Source organism: Pseudomonas sp. GD04019, assembly GCF_029837695.1.
Taxonomy (GTDB): Bacteria; Pseudomonadota; Gammaproteobacteria; order Pseudomonadales; family Pseudomonadaceae; genus Aquipseudomonas.
Genome location: NZ_JAOEEA010000007.1, coordinates 173,329 through 194,533, shown reverse-complemented (window position 1 = coordinate 194,533; position 21,205 = coordinate 173,329). Strand labels below are relative to the sequence as shown.

At 65.8% G+C, this 21,205-nt stretch carries 18 protein-coding genes and 1 pseudogene; 15 read left to right on the top strand and 4 right to left on the bottom strand.

Going from position 1 to position 21,205, the window contains the following annotated elements:
- Window positions 1–24 precede the first annotated feature (24 nt).
- The 8 genes and pseudogenes from N7607_RS13185 to N7607_RS13150 all read left to right on the top strand — a co-directional run bounded on the left by N7607_RS13185 (window position 25) and on the right by N7607_RS13150 (window position 11,286).
- Window positions 25–825 (top strand): gamma-carboxygeranoyl-CoA hydratase, encoded by an 801-nt coding sequence (locus tag N7607_RS13185; RefSeq protein ID WP_279865274.1) that lies wholly within the window; start codon window positions 25–27, stop codon window positions 823–825.
- The gene (locus tag N7607_RS13180) at window positions 822–2,771 is read left to right on the top strand and encodes an acetyl/propionyl/methylcrotonyl-CoA carboxylase subunit alpha (protein WP_279865275.1); all 1,950 of its coding nucleotides are present in this window, start codon (window positions 822–824) and stop codon (window positions 2,769–2,771) included. The genes N7607_RS13185 and N7607_RS13180 overlap by 4 nt, the downstream gene beginning before the upstream one ends.
- Window positions 2,772–2,932: 161 nt before the next feature.
- Window positions 2,933–3,832 carry a hydroxymethylglutaryl-CoA lyase gene (locus N7607_RS13175; RefSeq protein WP_279865276.1) on the top strand — a complete coding sequence of 300 codons (900 nt, stop codon included), beginning with the start codon at window positions 2,933–2,935 and terminating at the stop codon, window positions 3,830–3,832.
- A gap of 86 nt (window positions 3,833–3,918) precedes the next feature.
- Window positions 3,919–5,359 (top strand): annotated as a pseudogene (locus N7607_RS13170) (sigma 54-interacting transcriptional regulator); the annotation flags it as partial.
- A gap of 277 nt (window positions 5,360–5,636) precedes the next feature.
- Window positions 5,637–6,893, top strand: coding sequence for an OprD family porin (locus N7607_RS13165; protein WP_279865278.1), 1,257 nt, complete (start codon window positions 5,637–5,639; stop codon window positions 6,891–6,893).
- An 82-nt stretch (window positions 6,894–6,975) separates the two neighbouring features.
- Complete coding sequence (locus tag N7607_RS13160) at window positions 6,976–8,367, top strand: GntP family permease (protein ID WP_279865280.1); 1,392 nt, start codon at window positions 6,976–6,978, stop codon at window positions 8,365–8,367.
- 64 nt (window positions 8,368–8,431) lie between these two features.
- A complete protein-coding gene (locus N7607_RS13155) occupies window positions 8,432–9,202 on the top strand; it encodes a 3-hydroxybutyrate dehydrogenase (RefSeq protein ID WP_279865281.1) in 771 nt (256 codons plus the stop codon).
- A 128-nt stretch (window positions 9,203–9,330) separates the two neighbouring features.
- The gene (locus N7607_RS13150) at window positions 9,331–11,286 is read left to right on the top strand and encodes an acetoacetate--CoA ligase (RefSeq protein WP_279865282.1); all 1,956 of its coding nucleotides are present in this window, start codon (window positions 9,331–9,333) and stop codon (window positions 11,284–11,286) included.
- 6 nt (window positions 11,287–11,292) lie between these two features.
- Here N7607_RS13150 and N7607_RS13145 read toward each other — a convergent pair whose 3' ends face one another.
- Entirely contained in the window at window positions 11,293–12,180 is an 888-nt protein-coding gene (locus N7607_RS13145) for an AraC family transcriptional regulator (RefSeq protein WP_279865284.1), read from the bottom strand.
- A gap of 387 nt (window positions 12,181–12,567) precedes the next feature.
- Here N7607_RS13145 and N7607_RS13140 point away from each other — a divergent pair, with 387 nt between their 5' ends.
- Complete coding sequence (locus N7607_RS13140; RefSeq protein ID WP_279865285.1) at window positions 12,568–13,464, top strand: hypothetical protein; 897 nt, start codon at window positions 12,568–12,570, stop codon at window positions 13,462–13,464.
- Window positions 13,465–13,521: 57 nt separating this feature from the next.
- Here the strand turns inward: N7607_RS13140 and N7607_RS13135 are convergent, their stop codons facing one another.
- Window positions 13,522–14,733 carry a PilT/PilU family type 4a pilus ATPase gene (locus tag N7607_RS13135; protein WP_279865287.1) on the bottom strand — a complete coding sequence of 404 codons (1,212 nt, stop codon included), beginning with the start codon at window positions 14,731–14,733 and terminating at the stop codon, window positions 13,522–13,524.
- 146 nt (window positions 14,734–14,879) lie between these two features.
- Here N7607_RS13135 and N7607_RS13130 point away from each other — a divergent pair, with 146 nt between their 5' ends.
- Window positions 14,880–15,158, top strand: a complete 279-nt coding sequence (locus tag N7607_RS13130; RefSeq protein ID WP_279865288.1) for a peptidylprolyl isomerase — start codon at window positions 14,880–14,882, stop codon at window positions 15,156–15,158.
- Between the two features lie 9 nt (window positions 15,159–15,167).
- Here the strand turns inward: N7607_RS13130 and N7607_RS13125 are convergent, their stop codons facing one another.
- A complete protein-coding gene (locus N7607_RS13125) occupies window positions 15,168–15,629 on the bottom strand; it encodes a DedA family protein (protein WP_279865289.1) in 462 nt (153 codons plus the stop codon).
- Between the two features lie 244 nt (window positions 15,630–15,873).
- On the opposite strand from N7607_RS13125, the gene sph reads away from it, so the two are divergent.
- Window positions 15,874–17,385, top strand: coding sequence for a sphingomyelin phosphodiesterase (sph, locus tag N7607_RS13120; RefSeq protein WP_279865290.1), 1,512 nt, complete (start codon window positions 15,874–15,876; stop codon window positions 17,383–17,385).
- A 261-nt stretch (window positions 17,386–17,646) separates the two neighbouring features.
- Here the strand turns inward: sph and N7607_RS13115 are convergent, their stop codons facing one another.
- Entirely contained in the window at window positions 17,647–17,910 is a 264-nt protein-coding gene (locus N7607_RS13115) for a hypothetical protein (protein WP_279865292.1), read from the bottom strand.
- 168 nt (window positions 17,911–18,078) lie between these two features.
- On the opposite strand from N7607_RS13115, the gene N7607_RS13110 reads away from it, so the two are divergent.
- From N7607_RS13110 to N7607_RS13095, 4 genes are read left to right on the top strand one after another with little or no spacing between them, the layout of a single operon-like run.
- The gene (locus N7607_RS13110; RefSeq protein WP_279865293.1) at window positions 18,079–18,609 is read left to right on the top strand and encodes an iron transporter; all 531 of its coding nucleotides are present in this window, start codon (window positions 18,079–18,081) and stop codon (window positions 18,607–18,609) included.
- A gap of 45 nt (window positions 18,610–18,654) precedes the next feature.
- Window positions 18,655–18,975: a cupredoxin domain-containing protein gene (locus N7607_RS13105; protein ID WP_279865294.1), complete on the top strand. Its 321-nt coding sequence runs from the start codon at window positions 18,655–18,657 to the stop codon at window positions 18,973–18,975.
- A gap of 9 nt (window positions 18,976–18,984) precedes the next feature.
- Window positions 18,985–19,839, top strand: coding sequence for an FTR1 family protein (locus N7607_RS13100; RefSeq protein WP_279865295.1), 855 nt, complete (start codon window positions 18,985–18,987; stop codon window positions 19,837–19,839).
- A complete protein-coding gene (locus N7607_RS13095) occupies window positions 19,836–21,203 on the top strand; it encodes a 4Fe-4S binding protein (protein ID WP_279865296.1) in 1,368 nt (455 codons plus the stop codon). The genes N7607_RS13100 and N7607_RS13095 overlap by 4 nt, the downstream gene beginning before the upstream one ends.
- The last annotated feature ends 2 nt before the right edge of the window (window positions 21,204–21,205 follow it).

Below are 21,205 nucleotides of genomic sequence, written 5' to 3'. Positions count from 1 at the left end.
ACAACCGAGTTTCCTGGAGCCGTCATGACCGACTTCACTACCGTACAGCTGGAAAAAGACCCGCGCGGCTTCGCCACCCTGTGGCTGAACCGCCCGGACAAGAACAACGCCTTCAACGCCGAGATGATCCGCGAGCTGATCCTCGCCATCGACGCAATCGCCGCCGACAAGACCTTGCGCTTCCTGCTGCTGCGCGGGCGCGGCAAGCACTTCTCCGCCGGCGCCGACCTGGCCTGGATGCAGGCCTCGGCCAAGCTCGACTACAACGCCAACCTGAATGACGCCCGTGAGCTGGCCGAGCTGATGTACAACCTCAACGGCTTGAAGATCCCGACCCTGGCCGTGGTCCAGGGCGCGGCCTTCGGTGGTGCGGTGGGCCTGGTCAGTTGCTGCGATATGGCCATCGGCGCCGACGACGCACTATTCAGCCTGTCCGAAGTACGCATCGGCCTGGCCCCAGCAGTGATCAGTCCCTTCGTGGTCCAGGCCCTCGGCGAGCGTGCCGCACGCCGTTATGCGCTGACCGCCGAACGTTTCTCCGGTAGCCGCGCTCGTGAGCTGGGCCTGCTGGCCGAGGCCTACCCGGCCGCCGAACTGGACGCCCAGGTCGAAGGCTGGGTGAACAATCTGCTGCTCAACAGCCCGCAGGCCATGCAGGCCAGCAAGGACCTGCTGCGCGAAGTGGCCAGCGGCGTGCTCAACCCGGCGCTGCGCCGCTACACCGAGAACGCCATAGCCCGCATCCGCGTCAGCCCGGAAGGCCAGGAGGGGCTCAACGCCTTCCTGGAAAAACGCACGCCCGCCTGGCAGGAGCCGCAAGCATGAGCCGCAAGCACATCGACACCCTGCTGGTCGCCAACCGTGGCGAGATCGCCTGCCGGGTGATGCGTACCGCCAAGGCCCAGGGTCTGAAGACCGTGGCCGTGCACAGCGCCATCGACGCAGGCGCCCGCCATGTGCGTGAAGCCGATATGGCGGTGAACCTCGGCGGCGCCAAGCCGGCCGACAGCTATCTGCTGGTCGACAAGATCATCGCAGCGGCCAAGGCCAGCGGCGCCCAGGCAATCCATCCGGGCTACGGCTTCCTTTCCGAGAACGCCGGTTTCGCACGCGCCATCGAGGCCGCCGGCCTGGTCTTCCTCGGCCCGCCCGCCTCCGCCATCGACGCCATGGGCAGCAAGTCCGCCGCCAAGGCGCTGATGGAAGATGCCGGCGTACCGCTGGTGCCCGGCTACCACGGCGAGGCGCAGGACGTGGAAACCTTCCGCGTCGCCGCCGAACGCATCGGCTACCCGGTGCTGCTCAAGGCCGCCGCCGGTGGCGGTGGCAAGGGCATGAAGGTGGTCGAGCGCGAAGCCGAGCTGGCAGAGACCCTGGAATCCGCCCAGCGCGAAGCCCAGTCCGCCTTCGGCGACTCGCGCATGCTGGTGGAGAAATACGTGCTGCAGCCGCGCCACGTGGAGATCCAGGTATTCGCCGACAACCACGGCAACTGCCTGTACCTCAACGAACGCGACTGTTCGATCCAGCGCCGCCACCAGAAGGTGGTCGAGGAAGCCCCGGCCCCCGGCCTGAGCCCCGAGCTGCGCCGCGCGATGGGCGAGGCGGCGGTCAAGGCTGCCCAGGCCATCGGCTATGTCGGCGCCGGCACCGTGGAGTTCCTGCTCGATGCCCGCGGCCAGTTCTTCTTTATGGAGATGAATACCCGCCTGCAGGTCGAGCACCCAGTCACCGAAGCCATCACCGGCCTCGACCTGGTGGCCTGGCAGATCCGCGTGGCCCGCGGCGAGGCGCTGCCGATCACCCAGGCTCAGGTGCCGCTGAATGGCCACGCCATCGAGGTTCGCCTGTATGCCGAGGACACCGATCACGACTTCCTGCCCGCCTCCGGCGACCTCAAGCTGTATCGCGAACCGGCTGCTGGTGAAGGCCGCCGGGTAGACAGCGGTGTGGCCGAGGGCGATACCGTCTCGCCCTTCTACGACCCGATGCTGGCCAAGCTGGTCGCCTGGGGCGAGGACCGCGAACAGGCTCGCCAGCGTCTGCTGGCCATGTTGGAAGAAACCGCTGTCGGCGGCTTCGCCAGCAACCTGCCCTTCCTGCGTCGTGTGCTGGCCCATCCGGCCTTCGCCAACGCGGAACTGGACACCGGCTTTATCGCCCGTCACCAGGAACAACTGCTGCCGGCCGTGGCCGAACTGCCGACCGAGTTCTGGCAGTTGGCCGCCGAGGCCTGGCTGCACAGCGAAGCGCCGCGCCGTAGCCACGAGGACTATCACTCGCCCTGGGCCACCAGCAGCGGCTGGCGCGCAGGGTTGGCGGCGGAAACCGATATGCACCTCGCCTGCGGCGAGCAGCGCCATACCGTGCACCTGCGCGGCCCGGCACAATTGCGCCTGCAGGGCGAGCAGCTGTGGACCGAGCAGGACGGCCTGCGCCGCGCGCACCGGGCAATCCGCCGGGGCGATGCGCTCTATCTGGAATGGCAAGGCCGCCTGCACGAGGTACGTCGCGTCGACCCAATCGCCGAGGCCGAAGCCAGCCACGCCCAGCACGGCGGGCTGACGGCACCGATGAACGGCAGTATCGTGCGCGTGCTGGTCGAAGCCGGCCAGGCCGTGGAAGCCGGCCAGGCCCTGGTGGTGCTGGAAGCCATGAAAATGGAACACAGCATCCGCGCGCCCCACGCCGGCACGGTCAAGGCGCTGTACTGTGGCGAAGGCGACATGGTCAGCGAAGGTGCCGCACTGGTAGAGCTGGAAGGGGCCTGAGCGTAGGGTAGACATCGCTTTTTATGTCCACCGTCAGGCTCGCGCTGAAGGCTGGTGGATGTAGAAGGCGACATCCACCCTACCGCCCTATGCCTCAATATCGGCGCACACGATTTATGTAGGGTGGAAACCGCGCAGTGTTTCCACCAGGGAGAACACCGATGAACCTGCCGCAACACGTCCGCCTGGTCGAAGTCGGCCCGCGCGACGGCCTGCAGAACGAGAAACAGCCGATCAGCGTGGCCGACAAGGTGCGCCTAACCGACGACCTGAGCGCCGCCGGCCTGAGCTATATCGAGGTGGGCAGCTTCGTCTCGCCCAAGTGGGTGCCGCAGATGGCCGGCAGCGCCGAGGTATTCGCCGGCATCCAGTACAAGCCCGGCGTGGTCTACGGCGCCCTCACCCCCAACCTCAAGGGCTTCGAGGCCGCGGTCGAGGCCGGGGTGAAGGAAGTGGCGGTGTTCGCCGCCGCCTCCGAGGCTTTCTCCCAGCGCAATATCAACTGCTCCATCGCCGAGAGCCTGGAGCGCTTCGTGCCGGTGATGGAAGCGGCCAAGGCCCACGGCATCAGCGTGCGCGGCTATGTCTCCTGCGTACTCGGCTGCCCCTACGAGGGCGAAGTGGCACCCGAGCAGGTCGCCGCTGTGGCGCGCGAGCTGTTCGCCATGGGCTGCTACGAGGTGTCCCTCGGCGACACCATCGGCACCGGCACCGCCGGCAAGACCCGCACCATGTTCGAGGTGGTCGGTCGCGATATCCCGCGTGACAAACTGGCCGGGCACTTCCACGACACCTACGGCCAGGCCCTGGCCAACATCTATGCGAGCCTCTTGGAAGGCATCGCCGTGTTCGACAGCTCGGTCGCAGGCCTCGGCGGCTGCCCCTACGCCAAGGGCGCCACCGGCAACGTCGCCACCGAGGACGTGCTCTACCTGCTCCAGGGCCTGGGCATCCATACCGGGATCGACATGGACCAACTGATCGACGCCGGCGCGCGCATCTGCGACGTGCTTGGCCGCGCCAATGGCTCGCGGGTAGCGCGCGCCCGCTTGAGCGTGTAAGACATACGCGGGTTTCACCCGCCCTACACGAGCCGAACCGTAGGGCGGGTGCAACCCGCGAAACCATTCACTCAACAAGGACGCCGATGAAAGACGCCTCCACCCTGCGCGACTACCAGCACGTGCGCCTGCTGGCGATCCGCTCGCTGTTCGAGATCGTCGAGCAGTCCAGCGAAGGCACGGTGATCGTCGATAAAGACGCGCGCATCGTCTGGATGAACGAGCGCTACGCCCGCCGCTACGGCCTGGACGACGCCAGCCAGGCCATCGGCCAGGACGTGGAGAAGGTCATCCCGTCCAGCCTGCTGCGCCAGGTGGTGGAGACCGGCGAGCCGATCCTGCTGGACATGCTCGACACCCCCGGCGGGCCGCTGGTGGTGATGCGCCTGCCGGTGCACGACGACGCCGGCGCGGTGATCGGCGCCATCGGCTTCGCCCTGTTCGACCAGCTGCGCAGCCTGGCGCCGCTGGTCACGCGCTTCATGCAGATCCAGGAAGAACTGGCCTCGACCCGTTCGCTGCTGCAGGCGCGCCAGGCCAAGTACAGCTTCGCCCACTTCATCGGCGCCAGCGCCGCCAGCCTGGAGGTCAAACGCCGCGCCCGGCGTGGCGCGGCCAGCGAGTCGCCGGTGCTGCTGCTCGGCGAGACAGGCACCGGCAAGGAGCTGCTGGCCCACGCCATCCACAGCGCTTCGCCGCGCGCTCACAAGCCCTTCGTCAGCGTCAACTGCGCGGCCATTCCGGAGACCCTGCTGGAGGCCGAGTTCTTCGGCACCGCCCCCGGTGCCTTCACTGGTGCCGACCGCAAGGGCCGCCCCGGCAAGCTGCAGATCGCCCAGGGCGGCACCCTGTTCCTCGACGAGATCGGCGACATGCCACTGGCCCTGCAGAGCAAGCTGCTGCGTGTGCTGCAGGAGAAGGAGTTCGAGCCGGTCGGCTCCAACGAGGTGCGCCGCAGCGACGTGCGCCTGATCGCCGCCACCTCGCTGGACCTGGAGTCCGCCTTGCAGGCAGGCCGCTTCCGCGCGGACCTGTACTACCGCCTCAACGTGCTGCCGATCCAGTTGCCGCCGCTGCGTGAGCGCCTGGACGACCTGCCGGCGCTGTGCGAGGCGATTCTCGACGAGCTGCCCGGCCACCATGAGCTGGACGTCGAGGCCCAGGCCCTGCTCGCCAGTCACGCCTGGCCGGGCAATATCCGCGAGCTGCGCAATGTGCTGGAACGCGCAGCTCTGCTCGCTGACGAGGCGCGGCTGGGTGCGGCAGCACTGCGCACCGCCATCGGCCGCTTCGTGCCGTTGCCCACCACGCAGGCCGCCACGCCGCTCAGCATCGTTGCAGCCGAGGGCGGCTTCTATGCCGCCCGCGAAGCCTACGAACGCCAACTGATCCAGCAGACCCTGGCCAAGCACGCCGGCAGCGTGCCGGAGGCCGCCAAACACCTGGGGCTGGGCCGTTCGACTCTGTACAAGAAGATGGTCGCCCTGGGGCTCTCGTCTTGATTCGGAGACAAATCTCCAATCAGAGATTTGTCGCTACGGACGGGATTCACTGGGGCCCGACTGGAGATCCCGCATCGCTTTTCTCCAACAAGAGACAAGCGTCGCCCAAGGCTTACCTAGAAAAATCAATAAATCCTTATAAATCAATCTCCTACGTTATTGGCACAGAACTGGCTATAGGTCCTGCGCGGCCAGTCCGCAGCCCCAATAACAACAATACCGCTGCACGTAGTGCGAACTTCGCTCCAGGGACGAACCTGCACCGTCCTCGTTCGCCACGGCGCCGCGCCAGGAGATACTCCGTGAGCAAACTCTCGCTCAGCCATGCCGTTGCCCTCGCCGCCCTCGGCGGTGTCTGCACGCCCAGCCAGGCCGCCTTTCTCGAAGATGGCAAAGCCAGCCTGGAACTGCGCAACTTCTACTTCAACCGCGATTTCCGCCAGGACGGTGCCGCCCAGTCCAAGCAGGACGAATGGGCCCAGGGCTTCCTCCTGCGCTACGAATCCGGCTACACCGAAGGCACCATCGGCTTCGGCGTCGACGCCCTCGGCATGCTCGGCGTCAAACTGGACTCCAGCCCCGACCGCGCCGGCTCCGGCCTGCTGCCCCGCGACAAGGAGAAGGTCGACGGCGCCCAGGACGAATACGGCGAGCTGGGCCTGACCGCCAAGTTCAAGACCGGCGCCAGCGTGCTCAAGGTCGGCACCCTGCTGCCCAAGCTGCCCACCGTGCTGGCCAACGACTCGCGCCTGCAGCCGCAGACTTTCCGTGGCGCGCACCTGAACTCCACCGACATCGCCGGCCTAACCCTCGATGCCGGCCAGCTGCGCCAGGTCAGCCAGCGCGACTCCTCCGACAGCGAGGACATGAGCGTGACCACTGGCGGCGCCAAGGGCATAGCCGCCAGTTCGACCAGCGACCGCTTCGACTTCGCCGGCGCCAGCTACAAGTGGAACGACCAGCTCACCACTGGCTACAGCTACGCCAAGCTGGACAAGCTCTACGACCAACACATCGTCAACCTGACCCACCTGCTGCCGCTCGGCGACGGCCAGTCGCTGAAGAGTGACCTGCGCTTCGCCCGCTCCGACGACGACGGCCGCAGCAACGTCGACAACCGCGCCCTCGGCGCCATGTTCACCTACGGCCTCGGCGGCCATGCCTTCGGTCTCGGCTACCAGCGCATGAGCGGCGACACCGGCTTCGCCTACATCGGCGGCACTGACGCCTTCCTGGTCAACTTCGTGCAGATCGGCGACTTCGCCAACGCCGAGGAACGTTCCTGGCAGGCGCGCTACGACTACAACTTCGCCGCCGTCGGCATCCCCGGCCTGACCTTCATGACCCGCTACCTGTCCGGCGACAACATCGAGCTGGGCGCAGGCTCGCCGGAGGGCAAGGAGTGGGAACGCAACACCGACATCGCCTACGTGTTCCAGGACGGCCCGCTGAAGAACTTGGGCGTCAAATGGCGTAACGCCACGCTGCGTTCGAGCCACTTCGGCAATGACCTGGACGAGAACCGCCTGATCCTCAGTTACGTGCTGCCGCTCTGGTGATGAACCAGCCAGCCCCCGACGTGACCCAAGACAACAATATCGCTGCGCGTGCACGCCACGCCGCAGCACAGGAGACAGCTCCATGAGCGTAATCATCGCCCTCGCGGCCCTTGCCCTGCTGATGCTGGCCGCCTATCGCGGCTACAGCGTCATCCTCTTCGCCCCCATCGCCGCCCTCGGCGCCGTGCTGCTCACCGACCCGTCCGCCGTGGCGCCCGCCTTCACCGGCGTGTTCATGGAGAAGATGGTCGGCTTCATCAAGCTGTACTTCCCGGTATTCCTGCTCGGTGCCGTGTTCGGCAAGCTGATCGAGCTGTCCGGCTTCTCGCGCTCCATCGTCGCGGCCGCCATTCGCCTGCTCGGCACCGGCCAGGCCATGCTGGTGATCGTGCTGGTCTGCGCCCTGCTCACCTACGGCGGCGTGTCGCTGTTCGTGGTGGTGTTCGCCGTGTACCCGTTCGCCGCCGAAATGTTCCGCCAGAGCGACATTCCCAAGCGCCTGATCCCGGCCACCATCGCCCTCGGCGCGTTCAGCTTCACCATGGACGCCCTGCCCGGCACCCCGCAGATCCAGAACATCATCCCCACCGCCTTCTTCGGCACCACCTCCTGGGCGGCGCCCTGGCTGGGCGTGATCGGCACCCTGTTCGTGTTCAGCGTCGGTATGTTCTACCTCAACCGCCAGCTGAACAAAGCCAAGCGCAATGGCGAGGGCTACGGCACCGAGCTGCGCAACGAGCCGGAAACCGCCGAGGACATCGCCCTGCCCAACCCCTGGCTGGCGCTGTCGCCGCTAATCCTGGTCGGCGTGGCCAACCTGCTGTTCACCCGCTGGATTCCGCTGGTCTACGGCAAGACCCACAGCCTGCAGCTGGCCGGCATGGCGCAGCCGGTGACCAGCGAAGTGGCCAAGCTGACCGGCATCTGGGCCGTGCAGGCGGCGCTGCTGCTGGGCATCCTGCTGGTGCTGATCTGCGGCTTCCGCGCGATCAAGGCCAAGCTGGCCGAAGGTACCAAGACCGCGGTCGGCGGCGCCCTGCTGGCGTCGATGAACACCGCCTCGGAATACGGTTTCGGCGCGGTGATCGCCTCCCTGCCCGGCTTCCTGGTGCTGGCCGATGCGCTGAAGAACATCCCCAATCCGCTGGTCAACGAGGCGGTCACCGTCACCCTGCTGGCCGGCATCACCGGCTCGGCCTCGGGCGGCATGAGCATCGCCCTGGCGGCCATGTCCGATACTTTCATCGCCGCTGCCAACGCCGCCAACATCCCGCTGGAAGTGCTGCACCGCGTGGCCTCGATGGCGTCCGGCGGCATGGACACCCTGCCGCACAACGGCGCGGTGATCACCCTGCTGGCGGTGACCGGCCTGACCCACCGCGAGGCGTACAAGGACATCTTCGGTATTACCCTGATCAAGACCCTGGCGGTGTTCGTCGTGATCGGCGTGTTCTACGCCACCGGCATCGTCTAACCGTATAGGGCGGGTATGGCCCGCGACCGGGCCGCCGAGGCGGCCCGTGCAACAGGAGAAGCATATGAATCTGCAAGGCAAGACCGCCCTGGTCACCGGCTCCACCAGCGGCATCGGTCTGGGCATCGCCCTCAAGCTGGCCGAGGCCGGCGCCAACCTGGTGCTCAACGGCTTCGGCGACGCGGAGGCGGCCGTGGCGGCCGTAGCCGCCCACGGTGGTCAGGTGCGCCACCATCCGGCGGACATGAGCAAGCCTGCCGAGATCGAGGCCCTGGTTCGTTTCGCCGAGGAGCAGTTCGGCGGCGTCGATATCCTGGTCAACAACGCCGGCATCCAGTATGTGGCGCCGGTCGAGGAATTCCCGGCGGAGCGCTGGGACGCGATCATCGCCATCAACCTCAGCTCCGCCTTCCACAGCACGCGCCTAGCGCTGCCGGGCATGCGCGCACGCAACTGGGGGCGGATCATCAACATCGCCTCGGCCCACGGCCTGGCGGCCTCCGCCGGCAAGAGCGCCTACGTGGCGGCCAAGCACGGCCTGGTCGGTCTGACCAAGAGCGTGGCCTTGGAGACGGCCACCAGCGGCGTCACCTGCAACGCCATCTGTCCTGGCTGGGTGCTGACCCCGCTGGTGCAGAAGCAGATCGACGACCGCGCCGCCGCAGCCGGCGGCCTCGACCAGGCACGCCACGACCTGCTGGCCGAGAAACAGCCGTCGCTGGAGTTCGTCACCCCCGAACAGCTCGGTGCACTGGCCCTGTTCCTCTGCAGCGACGCCGCCGAACAGGTGCGCGGCGCCGCCTGGAACATGGACGGTGGCTGGCTGGCACAATAACCGTAGCGTCCCGAATTTGTAGGGTGGATGGCCACCCCGTGGAAAACCGCGAAGCGTTTTCCACCACCCCTTGGTGGATGTAAACGACGACATCCACCCTACGAAACACCATGGCACTGGAAACCGTTATGTCACACCCGCTCTGGACCCCTTCCGCCGAACGCATCGCCGCCACCCGCATGGATGCCTTCCGCCACTTCGTCAACCAGCGCCACGGCCTGCAACTGGCCGACTACCCGGCGCTGCATGCCTGGAGCGTGGATAAGCGCGAAGCGTTCTGGCAGGCCATCGTCGACTTCTTCGAGGTGCGTTTCGCCACACAGCCAGAGGCCGTGTTGCGCGAAGGCGCGGCCATGCCCAGCGCCCACTGGTTCCCTGGCGCCACCCTGAACTTCGCCGAACATATGCTGCGCCGGCGCGATGATCATCCGGCGCTGGTCGCCATTGGCGAAGACGGCAGCCGCGAGCAACTCAGCTACGCCCAGCTGGCGGCCCATGTCGCCGGCCTGCAGCGCAGCCTGCAGGCCGGCGGCGTCGGCGTTGGCGACCGCGTCGCCGCCTTTATGCCCAACACCTGGCAGACCCTGGTCGGCATGCTTGCCACCGCCAGCCTCGGCGCCACCTGGTCGAGCTGCTCGCCGGACTTCGGCACCCAGGGCGTGATCGATCGCTTCGGCCAGATCGAGCCCAAGGTGCTGATCGCCGCCGCCGGCTACCGCTACGCCGGCAAGAACCTGGACCTGACCGGCAAGCTCAACGAAATCCTCGAACGCCTGCCATCGCTGGCCCAGCTGGTGGTGGTGCCCTACGCCAATCCCGCTGTCCAGCCGGGCGACTTCAAGACGCCGGCCAAGGTCGCTCTGTGGGGCGACTTCTACCAGGCTGGCGGCGAGCCGCAGTTCGTCCAGGTGCCCTTCGAGCAGCCGCTGTACATCCTCTACTCCAGCGGCACCACCGGCGTACCCAAGTGCATCGTCCACGGCGCCGGTGGCACCCTGCTGCAGCATGTGAAGGAGCTCGGCCTGCACGCCGACCTCTCGGCCGACGACACCCTGTTCTACTACACCACCTGCGGCTGGATGATGTGGAACTGGCTGGTCTCCGGCCTGGCCCTGGGCGCCACCCTGGTGCTGTTCGACGGTTCGCCCTTCCACCCCGGTGCAGAGCGCCTGATCGACCTGATCGACGCCGAGAACATCAGCATCTTCGGTACCAGCGCCAAGTTCATCGCCGCCCTGGAGAAGGCCGGTGCCAAGCCGCGCGAGACGCACAAGCTGGAGCACCTGAAAGCCATCCTCTCGACCGGCTCACCGCTGGCCCACGAGAGCTTCGAGTACGTCTACCGCGACATCAAAGCCGACGTCTGCCTCTCTTCCATCTCCGGCGGCACCGACATTGTCTCCTGCTTCGCCCTCGGCAACCCGGTGCTGCCGGTGTGGCGCGGCGAGCTGCAGTGCAAGGGCCTGGGCATGGACGTGCACGTGTGGGACGACGCCGGCAAAGCGGTGATCGGCGAGAAAGGCGAGCTGGTCTGCGCCCAGCACTTCACCTCCATGCCGGTGGGCTTCTGGAACGACGCCGACGGCGAGAAATTCCGCAGCGCCTACTTCGACACCTTCCCCGGCGTCTGGGCCCACGGCGACTACGCCGAAGAAACCGAGCACGGCGGTCTGGTGATCCACGGCCGCTCCGACGCCGTACTCAACCCCGGCGGCGTGCGTATCGGCACCGCCGAAATCTACCGCCAGGTGGAAAAGGTCGAGCAAGTGCTGGAGTCCATCGCCATCGGCCAGGAATGGCAGGGCGATGTGCGCGTGGTGCTGTTCGTGCGCCTGCGCGAAGGCGTGGTGCTAGACGACGAACTCAAGCAGCGCATCTGCGCGGTAATCCGTGACAACACCACCCAGCGCCATGTGCCCGCCAGGATCGTCGCCGTGGCCGACATCCCGCGCACCATCAGCGGCAAGATAGTCGAGCTGGCCGTGCGCAACGTGGTGCACGGCAAGCCGGTGAAGAACACCGACGCCCTGGCCAACCCCCAGGCGCTGGAGCTGTATCGCGATCTCGAAGAGCTGCGTGGCTGATCGTACCTAGGGGTAGCGCGCGCCGCCCGCCTCGACCGCGTGCGAGCCTGAATCTGTCACCAGGCTTGCCATCCTGGCACTCATTGGCCGGGGACCGGTTTCGTCAGGCACCACGTAACGAACATGGGTCTTGGGCGAGAAGGCATAGGAGTGATTGACCCCGAAGAACCCGCTGTAGCAGCGTGACAGGTGCGCGGCGTCGCTGAACCCCGCGACCTTGATCGCCTCGCCGGCGGGCATGCCAGCCAGGGTGAGCCTGACGAAGTCGATCAGGCGATACCAGAGCCGGTGCCGACGCAGCGGTACGCCCACCTGCAGGGCAAACAGCTTGATCAGCCCCGACTCGGACAGCCCCACCTCCGCCGCCAACGCACCGACCGAGGTGTTCAGCGCCGCGCTTGTACGCAGGCGCTCCACCACCTGGGTCACCCGTGGGTCGACCTCCGGCAGGGGCAGGCAGGCCTCGCGATAGAGCATCTGTTCGACCCGCTGCTGGGCCTCTGCGAAGTCCGGTGCCTCATCGCGCAGCCGGGTCAGCTCCTGCGCCAGGTAGTCGCCCTGCCGGTGGTGGTAGTGGATGCCCTGGCACGTCGCCGCCATCTGCCGGCGCAGTAGCGCGAAATCGGGCCTGCCCGCATCCAGGTAGCAGGACGCCAATACCGCATCGCGATTGTCGATGGCGATCCGGCTGCCGGCCGGAATCAGCACGCTGGCGCTGCTGAGCCATTGCTCGTGGCCGGGCGCGCGGAACCTCACCTCTCCCTCCAGGCAAACGAGCAGCGCCGCCGCGCCCGAATGCAGATCACGGATGAGCAGGCGGCTACGGCCCAGATACAGGTAGCGCCGATTGCAGACATAGACCAGCGCAGGAGATGAGTTTCGCTCGGCAGGCATTCGAGAGTGCTCTTTTAGCGAGTAGAAACATGGGACCAAGCTTCAATCTGCAAGTTTGTTTTATTGCCGACTTCTGTCAACAGCCGCATCGCCCAAATAACAGCCTGCATTGAGCAACTCATTAAATGCAGCATAAAGAGCGACAAGACACTTCGCGCTCATACTCAGGAACTACAGGAAGGCGAACTCTAGCCCGACTCAAATCCATAGAATTCGCGGCGTGCAGCCGAAATCAGATAATCATCAGGCGTTATCTGCTTTCTTGTATGAACTGAGACGACTTCATTGTTGTTGCGCACTTATCTCGTTGTTAGTTTCCAGCCGCGCTTTCAAATAAGCCAAACACCAAACGTCATGACGCAACAACAAAACCAACGAGGTAATGACATGGGAATCAAAGTAACGACTGCCAAAGCGATAGTGATGTTCGCCACGCTATTGGCAAGCACTTATGCCTTTTCCGCGACCGGCCCATCGGCGCCCTGCAGCAACTGCACCCGCGGCCCGGCGCCGACGGTTACCGCGCTGAAGGCCTCGACCGGCCCCTTCAGCACCGCCAAGTTCTCGGTATCCGGCTTCCTCAAGGGTTACGGCGATAGCACCGTGTACTACCCGACCAACACCACCGGCAAGATGGGCGCCATCGCCGTCATTCCCGGCTACCTCTCCTACGAGAGCAGCATCGACTGGTGGGGCCCGCGCCTGGCCTCCCACGGCTTCGTGGTGATGACCATGAACACCGAAACCATCTACGACCAGCCGGACAGCCGCGCCAGCCAGCTCAGCGAGGCGCTGGACTACCTGATCGCCCAGAGCAAAAGCTCGTCCAGCCCGCTCTATAACAAGATCGACAGCACCCGCCTGGGCGCCATCGGCTGGTCGATGGGCGGCGGTGGTTCGCTCAAGCTGTCCACCCAGCGCTCGATCAACGCCATCATCCCGCAGGCACCGTGGTACCTGGGCTCCAGCGCGTTCAGCGGAATCAAGACGCCGGCGCTGATCCTGGCCTGCAGCGCCGATACCGTGGCGCCGGTGGCCCAGCATGCCTCGCCGTTCTACAACCAGATCCCCAACTCCACGCCCAAGGCGTTCCTGGAGATCTACGGCGGCTCGCACTTCTGCGCCAACTCTGGCTACCCCAACCAGGACATGCTGGGCATGTACGGCATCGCCTGGATGAAGCGCTTCATCGACTTCGACAGCCGCTACAGCCAGTTCCTCTGCGGCCCGAACCATGAGGGCGATCTGGCCATCTCCGACTATCGCGAGAACTGCCCGTACTGATCGGCCCCCATGAAAAAGGGCAGACCCAGGTCTGCCCTTTTTATTGCCCAGCGACCGTCAGATGCCCGAGCGACCCGGGTCCTCCGGCGGCGCCTCTTCTTCGATATCCTCCAGTTTGAGCTCCATCGCCCAGTTGGCCGGGGCTGCCACTGGTGCCGCCTCGGGCGCGGCAACCGGTGCCGGAGCTGCAGCCTGGGGCGCGGCCGGGTTGTCCTTGTACAGCTTGAGCTTGAGGCGCACGTTGTTCGCCGAGTCGGCGTTCTTCACCGCTTCCTCTTCGTCGATGCTGCCGTCGTGGACCAGGTCGATCAGCGCCTGATCGAAGGTCTGCATGCCGAGGTTCTTCGACTTCTCCATGGTCTCCTTGATCTCGGAGAAATCGCCGCGCTTGATCTGGTCGCGGATGGTCGGCGTGCCGAGCAGCACCTCCACCGCAGCGCGGCGCTTGCCGTCCACCGTCTTGACCAGGCGTTGGGAAACGAAGGCCTTGAGGTTGTTGCCCAGGTCGTTGAGCAGTTGCGGGCGGCGCTCCTCGGGGAAGAAGTTGATGATGCGGTCCAGCGCCTGGTTGGCGTTGTTGGCGTGCAGGGTGGAGATGGCCAGGTGACCGGTGTCGGCGAAGGCCAGGGCGTGCTCCATGGTCTCGCGGTCACGGATCTCGCCGATCAGGATCACGTCCGGCGCCTGGCGCAGGGTGTTCTTCAGGGCCGCGTGGAAGCTGCGGGTGTCCACGCCCACCTCGCGCTGGTTGATGATCGACTTCTTGTGCCGGTGCACGTACTCCACCGGGTCCTCGATGGTGATGATGTGGCCGCCGCTGTTGCGGTTGCGGTAGTCGATCAGCGCCGCCAGGGAGGTGGACTTGCCCGAGCCGGTACCACCGACGAACAGCACCAGGCCGCGCTTCTCCATCACCGTCTTGAGCAGCACCTCGGGCAGCTTGAGGTCCTCGAACTTGGGGATTTCCATCTTGATGTTACGCGCGACGATGGAGACCTCGTTGCGCTGCTTGAAGATGTTGATGCGGAAGCGGCCGACGTTGGGCACCGAGATGGCCAGGTTCATCTCCAGCTCTTTCTCGAAATCGGCGCGCTGCAGCTCATCCATCACCCCGGCGGCGATGGCGGCCACGTCACCCGGCTTGAGCGGCTCCTGACTGAGCGGCTTGAGTACCCCGTTGAACTTGGCGCAGGGCGGCGCCCCAGTGGACAGGTAGAGGTCGGATCCGTCCTGGCTGGACAGGACTTTCAGCATCTGGGTGAGGTCCATGGGGGCGCGCTTCCATCGGTGTGGAGTAATCAAGTTAGGCCAAGTCGGCCCGCGTTTCCGGCCAATAGCAGCCTAAAAAATGACGCCATTCTGATGGCGCAAGGAATGCTGGCACAATAGCCGCCTTGCAAATTGAGGAACCGATCATGCCCAAGGCAATGGCCCGCCATATCCTGGTAAAGACCGAGGCGGAAGCGGCGGCATTGAAGAAACGCATCGCCGCCGGCGAGGCCTTCGACGTGCTGGCGAAGAAGTACTCCACCTGCCCCTCCAGCAAGAAAGGTGGCGACCTGGGCGAAGTGCGCCCGGGGCAGATGGTCCGCGCCGTGGACCAGGTGATCTTCAAGAAGCCGCTGCGCGAGGTGCATGGCCCGGTGAAGACCCAGTTCGGCTACCACCTGATCCAGGTGTTCTACCGCGAGTGATCTCGGTCCTCAGCCCCAGCCAGGAGAACCGGATGCGGTCCAACCCAGGGTGATGGCCGCCAGCACCAAGTAGCGGCCGGTCTTGGCCAGGCTCACCAGCAGCAAGAAGCTCCACCAGGGCTCGCGCATCACCCCGGCCACCAGGGTCAGCGGGTCGCCGATGATCGGCACCCAACTCAGCAGCAGCGACCAGCGCCCGTAGCGGCGATAGGTGGCCTTGGCCCGATCCAGGCGCGCCTCGCTAACCGGGAACCAGCGACGCCCATGGAAGCGCTCGATGCCCCGTCCCAGCGCCGCATTCAACACCGAGCCCAGCACATTGCCGAGGCTGGCCACCGCCAGCAGCGCGGCCACCTGCTGCTCGCCGCCCAGCAGCAGGCCGACCAGCACGGCCTCGGACTGCAGAGGCAGCAGGCTGGCGGCACCGAAGGCGGAGAGAAACAGGCCGAGGTAGGCGGAATAGTCGAGCACGGCGTAGTTCACGCGATAGGAAAGGCCTGCGTTATAGCTGGTCCGGTGCGGCCCGCGAAGCCCGGGTGACACGAAATTTGGCCTAGTCCAGCCATCCTGCTTATTGCAACAGCTCTGTCATGGGCACCCCGCGCTCACCTTGCAAAACTGTAACAGTGCTCCAGGATTCTTCAGGCGCCTGGTCTATTCCAGATTCAGGAACGCCACCAACAAGAGGCCGCAAAGGCCACAGGAGCCCTTCAGGATGAAGTTCACCACGCTCGCCTGCTGTACCCTCGCCCTACTCCCCTTCGTCACACCCGCCACCGCGGCCACCAGCGACCAGTACAAACTGCTGGCGCATAACGTGTTTTTCCTGCCCAGCACGCTCAAGCCCGGCTGGGGCCAGGAGACCCGTGCCAGGTTGATTGCTCAGGCCGACTACATGAAGGGCCAGGACGCGGTGATCCTCAACGAGCTGTTCGATAACCCGGCGGCCGCCATCCTGCTGGACGGTTTGAAGAACGAATACCCGCACCAGACGCCCATCCTCGGCCGCTCGCGCAGCGGCTGGGATGCCACCCTCGGCGCATACTCCGACACCACGCCGGAAGACGGTGGCGTGGCCATCGTCAGCCGCTGGCCGATTGTCGAGCGCGTACAGTACGTCTATGCCCAGGGCTGCGGCGCCGACTACTTCTCCAACAAGGGCTTCGTCTACGCCAGGCTCGACCGCAATGGTCAGCCGCTGCACGTGATCGGCACCCACGCCCAGGCCGCCGACACCGGCTGCCCCGATGGCAAGGGCACGGCTGTGCGCGCCAGCCAGTTCGACGAGATGCGCACCTTTATCGAGAACAAGGGCATCGCGCCGGACGAAGTGCTGTTCATCGGTGGCGACTTCAACGTGATCCGCGACAGCGCCGAGTACAGCGACCTGCTCGAACGCCTGCAGGTAAAGGCTCCGGACAGCTTCGCCGGTAGCGATACCAGCTTCGACACCCGGCGCAACGGCATCGCCAGCTACCAGTACCCCAACCACGCGCCCGAATACCTGGATTACATCTTCGTCTCGCGCCACCACGGCCAGCCAAGCTACTGGCACAACCAGGCGCTGGACACCCCGTCACCGCGCTGGAGCGTGACCCAGGCCGGCGCCACCTGGCAGTTCCAGGACTATTCCGATCACTCGCCGGTCGCTGCCTTCACCCGCGCCGACGCCAGCACCCCAACCCGCGCGGCCAAACCACGCGAGAACCGCTACGGCCAGGTGACCCTGCGTAGCCAGAGCAACGGCAAGACCCTACGCGCGGGCGCCAGCAAGGCCACCGACTGGCTACGGGTGAGTGGCGAAGGCCATGAGCCGGAGAGCCTGTTCAGCCTGCGCAACTGGCACTACCCGGTGAGCTTCTGCATCCGCAGCGGCGACTACCTGGAGATCGAATCCGTGCGCCATCGCGGCCATTGGCTGAACTGGTGGCTGGGCGGTGGCGGCGGTAACTACGCCTACTACCCCAAGGCCGGCGACTCCTCCAACCAGCTGCGCATCGAGCTACCGAACAAGCCCAGCGGCTGCCTCGCCGACGGCGACCTGGTACGCCTGCTCGATCGCGACACCGTGCGCGGTAGCGACTACTACCTGCTGCGCTGGACCTCCGGTAGCTGGAAAGACCACCTGTACCTGTGGACCGGCAACCCGGCCGAGGCCGAGCAATTCCGCGTGCAGCTGAAACAGCCGGCCGTGTACGACGACTGGAGCGCCAAGCTGCGCTACTGAGGCGCCGGCTGGCCGGAGAGAACTCCGGCCAGCCGATCATGGCTACCCTGTCGACCGGAAACCGCTACAACCGCCCCAAAATCCAGGAATACTCCATGATTTCCACCGCCAGTTGCCGTGCAAGAAATCGTGGGCTCCAGGTGTGGAAAACGCGGAGTCAGACACTCGACTACTCAGCCGAACCTACCGAGCCGTATCAAAATTGGTCGGCCTCGACCCGGCACCGTCTCGGTTAGCTGCCTTCGTTAGGCAGCAATTTCATCAGCGATGCGAGCCGCTTACGATCTGGCCCAGGGTCTCGCTCCGTAGACGGCGGTCGTATCGCTCAATGTCATCACCCAGAGCCCGATCGAGCCAAACACAGTTGGCCATGACCTGCTCCATCATCGGTTGCAGCCTGGTGGCGACCTCGGTCAGGCCGCTGCGCAGAAACCACGCGGAAAGCAGTTGTACCGATTCGGCGAGAACCACCTGGTTCTGATGCATCAGCAACAGAGTGGCCGAAAGCTGTTCCTGGTCTTTCACTGCGAGGCTCCGAAGGAGAATTGTCGCGGGCCAAGATCCAGCAACGGCCGAGGCCATTCCATACCTCCTTGGCGGTACCTCCACGGCGTCGGAAGAAATTGACGAGAATCATTATTGATTGCCTTTGAGCCTCATAGGCTGGCTCCAGAACCTCAACTGGAGCCCTTTATGAAGCCCTTGACCCTATTCCCTCTCTGCGCCCTCCTCGCCACCGGCACCGCCATGGCCAAGGAATATCCGATTGGCGAACCGCAACAATGCGCCGGCATGGAAGTCGCTGCGGTATACCTGCAGCCCATCGAGATGGACCCACCCGGCATGATGCGCCCGGCGGCCGAGTCCGATGTGCACATGGAGGCGGACATCAGCGCCTTGGAAAACAATCGCCATGGCTTCCAGGAGGGCAGTTTCGTTCCCTATCTCTCCATTGCCTATACCCTGCAGCGCGTGGGTAGCGACAAGGTGCTCCAGGGCGACTTCCATGCCATGGTCGCCAGCGACGGCCCCCATTACGGTGACAACCTCAAGCTGGACGGCCCTGGCCAATACCAGCTGACCTACCGAGTGGCACCGCCCGGCGGCCACCATGCCTTCGGCCGCCACACCGACAAGGAGACCGGCGTAGCGGTCTGGTTCGAGCCCTGCGAGCTCAAGTACGGCTTCACCTTCGCCGGTATCGGCAAGAAGGGCGGCTACTGAGGCAGAATCGGCGCGCTCCCGGGCGCGCCCTTGGCGGGAGATCCCATGAAAAGCGTCCTTCCCCTCCTCCTCCTGCTGGCACTGCCGGCCTGGGGCGGCCCGCTGCCCACCTACGAACTGGCAATCGAGGACGGGCACTTCACCCCGCCCAACCTGACCGTTCCCGCAGGGCAGCGCTTCAAGATCATTGTGCGCAATGTCGGCCAGGGACCGATTGAATTCGAGAGCCTGCCACTGCGCGTGGAAAAGGTGCTGAGCCCCGGCGTCACCTCCTTCGTGGTGATCCACCCGCTCAAGCCCGGGCGCTATGCCTTCTTCGACGAATTCCATCTCGATCTGCCGGGTGGCTACATCGAGGCGCAGTAGGGAGTAGTTATGGAACAGGCTTTGCTGATCGTCTGGCGCGAAAGCGTCGAGGCACTACTGGTCATCGGCTTGCTGTATGCCTGGCTGAAGCGCCAGCCCGATGGGCGCGAGCACCTGCGCCTGCTATGGCTGGGGGTGCTCGGTGGCGGTGCGCTGGCCGCGCTGCTGGCGACGCTGATGGTATTGGCGGGCAACTGGATGAGCGGGCCCGCCGGTGAATGGTTCCAGGCGGCCATGAGCGCCGTGGCCAGCGTGCTGATCCTGCAGATGGTCATGTGGATGCGGCGCAACGGCCGCTGGCTGCGCAGCGACCTGGAGACGCGTGCCGAACAGGCACTGAGCCATGGCCGGCAAGGCGGGCTCGTCCTGCTCGCGGCCCTCGCCGTGGCCCGCGAGGGCAGTGAGATCGCCATCTTCCTCTATGGCTCCAGCGGCACCACCGGTCCCTCGGCGATGCTGCTCGGGGCGCTGCTCGGCCTGTTGCTGGGAGGGCTGAGCTTCGCCCTGCTGCAAGCGGGCAGCTATCTGCTGGACTGGCGGCGCTTCTTCGCCATCAGCGAGCTGGTGCTGATCGCCCTGGGCGGCGCCATGCTGATGAACGCGCTCGATCGCGCGACGGGACAGCTGATGGGGCTGGAGCTTCCGGAATGGCTGTATGCCTGGCTCGGCGATCCGCTCTGGGACAGCTCGGCCTGGCTGGACGATGGCTCGCGGCTCGGCTCGGCCCTGGCGGGTTTGACCGGCTATCGCGCCATGCCCTCCGCGATGGCGACGATGCTGCTGGCCTGCTTCTGGATCGTCGCATACGGCTGGCGCCGCGGCCGTCGGCAGGCCCGGCGGGAGGTTTCTCGGAGCGGCATATGAAAGCGGCGCTGAACAGCCGGCTCGGCGCCCTGGGCGATGGCATGCGCCGGCACGCCGCGTTTATCCGTCGGCTGCAATGGGCGGTGGTGCTGTTCTATGCGCTGTTGCTGGTCCTGCCTGCCTGGTTGCCCCTGCCGGACAACCAGGCGCGCATCCTGGACAATCTGACGCTGCTGGCCCAGTTCGTCTTCTGGGGGATCTGGTGGCCTTTCGTGCTGCTCTCGGTGGTGCTGTTTGGGCGCGTCTGGTGCGGCCTGTTCTGCCCGGAGGGCGCCCTCAGCGAATGGGCCAGCCAGCGTGGCCTGGGACGCGGTGCACCGCGCTGGATGCGCTGGGCCGGCTGGCCCACTGTCGGCTTCCTGCTGACCACCCTGTATGGCCAACTGATCAGCGTCTACGACTACGCCCAGGCGGCGCTGCTGATCCTCGGCGGCTCAACGCTGGCCGCCATGCTGGTGGGTTTTCTCTACGGCCGCGGCAAGCGGGTCTGGTGCCGCTACCTGTGCCCGGTGAGTGGGGTATTCGCCCTGCTGGCGAAGCTGGCCCCGATTCATTTCCAGGTGAATGAACAGCGCTGGCAAGCCAACCCGCCACCCCATCTCCCGCCGCCCAATTGCGCCCCGCTCCTGGATATCCGCCGCATGCGCGGCGCCTCGGCTTGCCACGCCTGCGGTCGCTGCAGCGGCCAGCGTGATGCCGTGCGCCTGATCGCCCGCTCGAGCAACGCGGAGATAGTGGAACTCGGCGGCGCTGAAGGCAGCCCCTGGGAGACGCGCCTGCTGCTCTACGGTGTCATCGGCCTGGCCGTGGGCGCCTTCCAGTGGACCATCAGCCCCTGGTTCATCGCGCTAAAACAGACCATGGCCGAATGGCTGGTGCGCCACGACCAGCTCTGGTCGCTGCAGGCCTCGGCGCCCTGGTGGCTGCTGACCCACTACCCGCAAGTCAACGATGCCTTCAGCTGGCTCGATGGCCTCGCCATCTGCCTGTACCTGGGCGGCTCCGCACTACTGCTCGGTGGCACCATCCAACTGCTGGTCCGGGGCGGCTGCCGCATGGCTGGGCAGTCGGCGGCGTTCGCCCAGCATCTGCTGCTGTGCCTGGTGCCCACCGGGGCCGCCGGCCTGTTTCTCGGGCTCTCCTCCACCACGGTGAAGCTGCTGCGCTACGAGGGCCTGGCTCTGACCTGGGTACCTGCCGGCCGCGCCCTGCTGTTGCTGAGCGCCATCGCCTGGAGCCTATGGCTCGGCTGGCGCGTCTGCCAGCGGCTAACGCCGCATCAGCGCGCATTCCCGCTGCTGGCGCTGCTGCTGAGCAATGCCCTGCTGGGCTACTGCTGGTGGCTGCAGTTCTGGGGCTGGTAACA